This is a genomic window from Deinococcus marmoris DSM 12784, assembly GCF_000701405.1.
Lineage (GTDB): Bacteria > Deinococcota > Deinococci > Deinococcales > Deinococcaceae > Deinococcus > Deinococcus marmoris.
Map to the genome: position 1 here is coordinate 1 of NZ_JNIV01000152.1, position 7,796 is coordinate 7,796.

The 7,796-nt window shown below is 65.3% G+C and carries 6 protein-coding genes; all 6 read left to right on the forward strand.

All coding sequences use genetic code 11. The features are described from left to right. Window positions 1-278 precede the first annotated feature (278 nt). The 6 genes from Q319_RS0121740 (at window position 279) to Q319_RS0121765 (ending at window position 7,680) form a co-directional block, all read left to right on the forward strand. The gene (locus tag Q319_RS0121740) at window positions 279-3,407 is read left to right on the forward strand and encodes a tetratricopeptide repeat protein (protein WP_034416259.1); all 3,129 of its coding nucleotides are present in this window, start codon (window positions 279-281) and stop codon (window positions 3,405-3,407) included. Between the two features lie 466 nt (window positions 3,408-3,873). Next, entirely contained in the window at window positions 3,874-4,377 is a 504-nt protein-coding gene (locus Q319_RS0121745) for an RICIN domain-containing protein (protein WP_029484512.1), read from the forward strand. Window positions 4,378-4,430: 53 nt separating this feature from the next. Then, the gene (locus Q319_RS0121750) at window positions 4,431-4,688 is read left to right on the forward strand and encodes a zinc ribbon domain-containing protein (RefSeq protein WP_029484513.1); all 258 of its coding nucleotides are present in this window, start codon (window positions 4,431-4,433) and stop codon (window positions 4,686-4,688) included. A 33-nt stretch (window positions 4,689-4,721) separates the two neighbouring features. Beyond that, window positions 4,722-6,365, forward strand: coding sequence for a C1 family peptidase (locus tag Q319_RS0121755; RefSeq protein WP_029484514.1), 1,644 nt, complete (start codon window positions 4,722-4,724; stop codon window positions 6,363-6,365). 21 nt (window positions 6,366-6,386) lie between these two features. After that, a complete protein-coding gene (locus Q319_RS0121760; RefSeq protein ID WP_029484515.1) occupies window positions 6,387-6,953 on the forward strand; it encodes a hypothetical protein in 567 nt (188 codons plus the stop codon). A 25-nt stretch (window positions 6,954-6,978) separates the two neighbouring features. Beyond that, window positions 6,979-7,680: a hypothetical protein gene (locus Q319_RS0121765; protein ID WP_029484516.1), complete on the forward strand. Its 702-nt coding sequence runs from the start codon at window positions 6,979-6,981 to the stop codon at window positions 7,678-7,680. Window positions 7,681-7,796: the final 116 nt, after the last annotated feature.

Sequence of the window (7,796 nt, forward strand, 5' to 3'; positions counted from 1 at the left end):
TCTCCTTGGGTGTGGGCTTGAGAACCTCACCCTACCGGAGACCCGTTTTTTGGGCCACCCCTACTTTTCGTCAAAACTGTCCGAACCATTGTTTCATTGGCATGCGAAATGGATCGCGTCAGGCTCCGGTTTACCAGCATCTCAAGGCCGCTCCCGCAACACAGGACGAGGTTTAGCAACAACTCCTCACCGCGCCTGAGAAACTTCCGGACGTGGTCCTTCGTCTTTTGCACCCGGTCAAGCCGCGAACCTCCTGCGGACTTATGCTGAAGGCTCAGATGGACGTTCCCTTGACAGTGCTGGGCCAGCGACTCCGTGCCTTGACCGCACGGCGGGTTGGTCTGGCCGCGTATCTGTGGGGCGAGGCCGGCATCGGCAAGTCCTACACCAACCGCGCGCTGCTGCAGGAAACGCCGTACCGCAGCGTGACGCTTGCGGCCCGATTGCCCCTGCCTGAACTGATCCGCGCCCTGCCGCGCCCGGTCCGGTTGCGCGACTGGACGAGGGCGGCGTTGGAGGGTCTGGAACTGGGCCGGGCCGTCACCATGCCAGCAGCCGACATTCTGGCCGCCCTGCTGGGCCAGCTCGCGCCCTTCGTCCTGTGTCTTGAGGATCTCCACGAAGCGGACGACGCCCGCATCCAACTGAATGCTCAACTGGCCGCCGCCGTGGCCAGGACACGCGGAGCCGCCCTGCTGGTGAGCAGCCGCCTGCCGCCGCCCGAGGACTGGCCAGACGGTGCGCTGGTTCTGGCCCTGGAGCGCCTTTCACCCCAGGCCAGCGCTGCCATGTTGACTGCCGAGGCCGGGGCTGAGTTGCCCGCCGGGGCGTTGGCCTGGATGGACGAGCGGGCGCGCGGCAATCCGCTGTTCACGCTGGAATACTTCCGGCTGCTGGCGCGGCAGGGTCACCTGTGGAACAGCGGGGACCGCTGGCGCTGGCGCGTTCCGCAGGGCGAGTCACTGCCGGGAACGGTGGAGGCGGTCATCGGGCGCAGCTTGCAAGACGCGGGCGAGGCACCGCTGGAGGCCATGCTGGACGCCCTGGCCCTGTTGCCTGGAGCCGGGGAACCGCTGCTGGCCGACTGCGCGGGCCTGTCCGTGACTGAGGCCGTGCAGGCGCTGAGACAGCTTGAACGGCTGGGCATCGTCACCGGGGGGCAGTTCGTTCACCCGCTGTACCGCGAGGTCTTCCGGCAGGGCCGCTCCGCTGGGCAGCGTCTGGCGGCGGCGCGGCGGGCCGTGCGGGCGCTGGAAGGGCAACCGGGCCACGCCGCCGCCTTTGCCGAGGAAGCGCAGTTGCCCGCCGAACAGGCGCTGGCCCTGTACGCACACGCGGCAGATGCGGCGACGGGGCCGGGCGAGGTGGCCCGCTTCCAGGCGCTGGCCGCCCGCCACGCCGCAGGCGAGGAACGCGCCCGGCTGGCCCTGACAGCGGCGTCAGTCCTCCAGAACAGCGATCTGGGCGAGGCTGGGCGGCTGTGTGACCTGGCCCTGGCGGCCAGCCCGGACGACCCGGCGGTGCGCCTCCGGGCCGCTGAACTTCAGGCGCAGCGGGGGCTGCTGGACCCAGCGCTGGCCCTGCTGGATAGTTTCGCGGGCCAGCCCGAGGCGTGGCAGCACCAGCTCTCGGTTCGGCTGCTGGGCGGCGACACGGCGGGGGCGCTGGCGCTGTGGCGCGAACATCCTACGGCGCAGGAGGGGAGCAGCGTCAAACTGATCAGCCGGGTGGTGGGCGCGCTGGTGCTGGGCGGGCAGCCTGCTGAGGCCCAGGTGCTGGCCGGGGCCACCCTGTCCAGAGCGGTGACCCCCGAGGAACGCGCCGCCCTGCTCAACTCGCTTGCCAATGCCCATTATTATCAGGGGCAACTGACCCAGGCGCACGAGGTCTGGGCCGAGCTGATTGCCCTGAGCCAGCAGCACGGCTTCCGGCGGCAACGGGCGGCGGCGCTGGTCAACCGCTCCCAGGCGCGGCTGCGCGCAGGCGAGGCCGATGCGGCCAGGCCAGACATTGAGGAAGCGGCAGGCGAGCTGCTGGCGGTGGGCGATCTGCGCGCCTACGCCCACTCGCTGGTCATGCTGGGCGATCTGTTGATCCACCAGACCCACTTTGAACAGGCCGAGGAGCGGCTTCAGGAGGCGGTGTCCGTGCTGGACGCCCAGCTCTCGCCCATCTTGGTCAACGCCGAGCTGGCGCTGGGCAGCCTGTACGCCGAGTGGCCCACGCCGCACGCCCCGTACCTGGCGCTGCGCCACTCCCGCAACGCGGCGACCCTGGCCAAACAACTGGGCAATCCGCCGCTGCGAAGCACCAGTCTGGCCCTGCTCTCGCAGGCCGAGGGCCTGAACGCACAGCCAGACGCGGCCCTGGCCACCGCCGACGAGGCCCTGGCGCTGGCCGAAACCCTGCCCCAGCCCCTCTTGCGCGTCAGCGCCCTGAATTCGCGCGGCCTGGCCCTGCGCGCCCTGGAGCGGCGGGAAGAGGCCGCCAGCGCCTTTCAGACGGCTTTGGAAGCGGCCAGTGCCGCCGAATTCCACGAGGCCGCGTGGCAATGTCGTCTGGAGCTGGCCCGCGAACGACACGACCCTGATGCGGCGCGGGCCTGCCTGGACTGGTTTACCGCCCAGCATCTGCCACTGAACATGGCCGCCGTGACGCGCGCCTTTCCAGAGTTGCGGCCAGAACGGGCGCAAGGTTCAGCAGTGGCGCAGACAGACGCCTCTCCTCTGGTTTTGCGCCTGGAGGTGCTGGGCGAAATGCGCTTTGGCCCTCCCGGCGCATCATCCGCAGTGCGGGGCCGCAAACGCCGCGAGCTGCTGGCCTGCCTGCTTGACAGCCGCCTGCGGGGCCGCCCGGACGCGGCGCGCCTGACACTCACTGACGCACTCTATCCAGGCACAGAGGAAAGTCAGGCGGCCTCGGCCCTCAAGGAACTGGTTCACCAGACCCGCGCCGCGCTGGGAACAGGCGTCATTCAGACCACCGAGAGAGGCTACGCACTGGGCGAGGTGCAATCCGACGCCGAGCTGTTCTTGCAGGCTGGTGACACGGCCCTGTGGCACGGCCCCTATCTGGCAGGCGAGGAAGCGGAACCCGGCGGCCCGATGGCCGACACGCTATACGGTGCGCTGCTCGCCCGCGCTGGGGCGCTGTGCACGGAACACCCCGCCGAGGCTGCCCGGGTGGGCCGCTTACTGTGCGGGGCCAGTCCCTATGACCGGGCCACCCTGGCGCTGACCCTGCGGGCACTGCGGGCCGCTGGTAACCACCGCAGCCTGGGCCGCTTCTACGCTGCCGCGCGGCAGGGGTTTGCAGAGCTGGGCGAAGCGCTGCCCGAAGACTGGGCGGCCTTTTTGGAAACGCACTTTCTAGAAACGCAGGGCGCACAGGCAAACGCCCCGGCCTGAATCCCGCCTGGTTCCGATAAACAAACGAGATGTCAGCGCACACCAGTCACCCAAATTCCAACTGAATCCTCAGAAAAGCGCCGAGCAATCCGCCTCCATTTCTGGCACTGGTCTTTTTCACTCCTCGCTCCGCCCAGAGAATCAGGCTTGTTGAGCCTCATTTTCAGTGATTGGAATCAGCTTCCTTGTCGTGAGGGGCGGCTTTCACGCTGCCCGTCTTTTCTCGGCGCAGCCCGCTGAACGCCCCCTTCTGCCAGCCTCCCGACCCAAGCTGGGCGGCGCAACCTCCCCTTTTGCTGACCGGCGTATCACCGGGGCCGGTTCAGGCTGTAGGAACAAGGAGGGGGGAAGGACACAACCACGGAACAGTCGGCTCCGGCATTCACCAGCCTTGGCCACTTCGGAAGCTCAGGTCACTCCTGGCCCTTTCCGGCGCGGCCTCTTCAATCCCGGGGGGGAAGACATCATGTTTAGAACAGCTCTGCTGCTGTGCGCCGCTGGCGTGGTGGCATCCAGCGCCACATCGGCCCTGGCCCAATCGCCACAGTTCTACCGCCTGCAACTTAAATCGGACGGGCGGTACCTGGACGCCGACCACTGCGCCTCGCCCGTCACCCTGAATCCGGGGTCCAGTTTCGCAGGCGGCGCGTGTGAGCTGTGGCGACTCGTTCCAGCGGGCAGCGGTTATTACCGGCTGCAACTCAAGGCCAACAAACAGTACCTGGACGCGGCGTACTGCTCCACGCCCATCAGCCTCAATCCCGGCTCCACCTACGCGGGCGGCGCGTGCCAACTCTGGAAGTTCGTGCCGAACGGCGACGGCTACTCCCGGCTGCAACTCAAGATCAATGGGCAGTATCTGGACGCGGTGAACTGCACGGCGACACTGGGCCTGAATCCCGGTTCCGCGTATGCAGACGGCGCGTGCCAGCTCTGGCGCCTGGTTCCCGAATCGGTGCGGATCGACTGAACGCGCCCGCCTGATTCCCCGGCTCCCCCCATCTCCATTCAGGAGGCTTTCTCGTGGACTCCAGCAGCGAACCCCCAGACGACCCCGCTGGCAGTCTGGATTCAGCCACCACCTCTGCGCCCACCGCCGCCGTGCGCTACCGCCTGTGTCCCCGCTGCGCGCGGGCGGTGCCGACCACTTCTGGCGAGCGCTACTGCGCCAACGACGGCACGCGGCTGCTGGACGCCTGCCCGCAGTGCCACGCGCCCATTACCTCGCCGTATGCCCGCTACTGCGTGCGCTGCGGCACGGACCTTAAACACCCTTCTTAAGCCCCGGAGCATCCAGACCCCAAGGAGAACACCATGCCCAAGTCCAAGCTGCCTCCCGTCCTGATTCTGCTGACCCTGGCCCTGGCCGCCTGCGGTTCCTCCGGCGGCGGCGGAAATCCTCCACCAGACAACGCCCAGGCCGCCTTTTTCAAGGCCCAGCCTGAATTCGGCGGCGCGGCACCCGCGAATATTGAGACCGTGACGCCCGCACAGTTCATGGAAGCCGTCAAGAATGGCGGTAAGGTCATCACCGAGCAAGACCTTGCCAAAGAACAGGCCGCCCAGGAAAAGCAGGACGCGCAGGACGACGCCGATGCCCGCGCGTACATCAAGCAGTACCCGGAGTTCAGCGCCATTCTGAATCCCCCGGCGGCGGACGCCATCAATGCTGATGGAGACCGGCTGGTCAGCGTGCCCACGGCAGGCGGCCCCAAGACGGTCACGTTGATGGGAGGCGCGTTCGGCAAAGCTGTGCTGGCGACGCACGCCCGCACCTTTCCCAGCCAGGTCAATCAGTACAACCTGTACAGCACGCTGTACACCGATCTGGACATCACCCTCAAGAAATTGAACAACACCGTGCAGCAGTTCGGCCTGCCTGCCCCGGACGAGGTCAAGAGCTACAGCGCCGACAGGTTGCTGATTCTGAACAAGAAGGCCAGCGACGTGATCCGCGAGTACGGAGCCGAGATTTACAACATCGCATACCTGCTCGATCCGGCCAATGCCGAAACAGGATCAAAAGACCAGCTTGACCGCACGCAGAAGGGAGCCTGCCAGGTGCCCGCCACCGTGGGCCTCTACAAGAACTTCGACTGGCCGCTGAAAGACCTGACAACCACCGTCAAGGATCAGGGGCAACGCGGCACCTGCTGGGCCTTTGCCACCGTGGCCGCCCTGGAAGCCGAGATTGCCCGGCGGGATCACAAGTTGGTCAACCTCTCGGAAGAGGATTACGCGGGCCACCGTTTTCTGGAGTGGGCACCCCGCAAGTTCGGCGAGGGCGGCGATCCCATCGGCATTGCCCAGAAAGCGAGCGCAGCCAATTACACCTTCGCCTACGAGTCACAGTGGCAGTACAACAAGAGCCTGAGCCGGATTGCCGACGCCAAAAAGCAGACCTACAGCCAGTCTTGCAACAACTACCACGACCGCACCGTGAATTACGGCCCCTGTTCCAATACCACCGATCAGAGTGACTGGTACGTGACGCTGGTAGGCGGCAAGCTGTACATGCTGCGGCGGCTGCCCAATACGGGCGCGGGCAGCAGCTACCGCATGGGCTTTCCTACCGATTTCTGGGACCAGAGCGACCTGGACCGCAGCATGGTCATCTTGCTGCTGCGCTCGGTGTTGGGCCACGCCACCACCCTGACCCTGGACATGCGCTACGTGGCCCCCGACGCCAACGGCTACGCGCCGAACAAGAGCATGAACAAGCTGCCAAATGGCAATGCCGATTTCCAACTGACCCACGTGATGACCGTCACTGGCTTTATCTCCAGCCAGAACCTTCAGAAGAAGCTGCCCAACCAGCCGGTGGCCGACGACTTCGGGTACTTCATCGTCAAGAACTCGTGGGGCGACTGCTGGGGCGATCAGGGCTACGTGTACCTGCCGTGGACGTGGGTGAAGACCTTCACCGGGCAGGCCAGCACCGGGATCCTGCCGCAGTAAGCAGGAGTGTGGGCGGGATGTTTGGCGCTCGCCCGCCTTCATTCCAATCAAAAGACGGTTGATGTGACGCGATATCGCCGGCAGTTCATCTCTCTTCTCATCGGTTTGGCCCTCCTGCTCAGCGCCTGCGGGGGCGGCGAGGGCAGCGTGAACAGCACCAGCGGGTTTGGCGTGAAGGGCGAAGGCCCGATTGCCATAAAGGCCGTGGGCAACGCGGTGCAAACGCCAGGCTTCGGCGGCTGGGCCAAGAGCATGGTGATCGTGGACGTGACCAAGCCCGCCGGACAGCAAATCGCGCGCTGCTACAACTCGCAGCTCACGGGGGCGGCCATGAACACCGTTCCTTGCAGTTATTTGCTGGAGAGCAGTGTTGGACAGTGGCGCGTGATCTTCGGCTTTGACACCCGGAGTCCCTTCGCTGCCGCCACCCAGACAGATGATCGGAGCAAATGTTTCGTATCTTCCTGCGATATTCCCAGAATTTCAGGCGTCACTTACGAAAACGACTCGGTCATTGTGGTCGCGCGTAAGTCGAGTGATTCTTATCTTTCCGGTCTTGATTTGGGTTTCACGCTGATCCTCTACTGAGGACAGGACACTTCAGGAGAAAACCATGTCAAAACGAACGGTATTCGCCCTCCTCGCTCTCGCCCTCACGCCCGCCGCCGTTGCCCAGAGTTATTCGCTGGTGGTCAATGGGCAACCTGCCCCGGCCAGGGCCATCGTCGTGAACGGACAGACGTATGTGCCGCTCTCGACCCTCAAAACATTGGGGATTCCCAGCAGCCTGACAGGCAGCACACTCACACTGGGCAGCGCAGCCCCGTCCACCTCGCCTGGCGGCGCGAATCAACGGGCCTCGCTGGAGGGCTGTATTGGGGAAACACTGTTCAACGGCGTGTGGCGCATGACCGTCAGAAAGATCGTGCCGATTGGAGCTGATGTTGGGCTGGGGCCGGGCTGGGGCGTGACCGTGGAATTGAGAAACGGCACAGCCACCAAGCTCAACCTTCACGACACGGGTCTGGAAGCCATCGAGCTGGTCGGCGTGGACGGCAATACCTTCCAGTTCCAGGAACGCGCGGCAGACGAGCCGTTGATTTATAAAGACGTGACCCAGGCGGGTGGGATCACCTATCAACTTAAGTTCCAGGTGCAAGATGCCCGTATGCCAGCGGCCAGTGTTCCCGCAGCCACAAAGCTGGTGGTCACGCTGAACCCCCAGAAAATGACGGCGGGTTACCTGCGGGCTGCCAGGGTGGCCTACACCACGCCCATGCCCAGCTTCCGGGTGCGCCTGGACTGTTCAAAATAAATTCTGTGCCCTGACAGACGAGGGTAGGGCCACAGGACAGCGTGGAGTAGCCAAAAAGAGGGCCGGGCTGGTATCTGGAGTGTGTGAAGACAACCAAAGCCGCCCGGCCCGCTCAA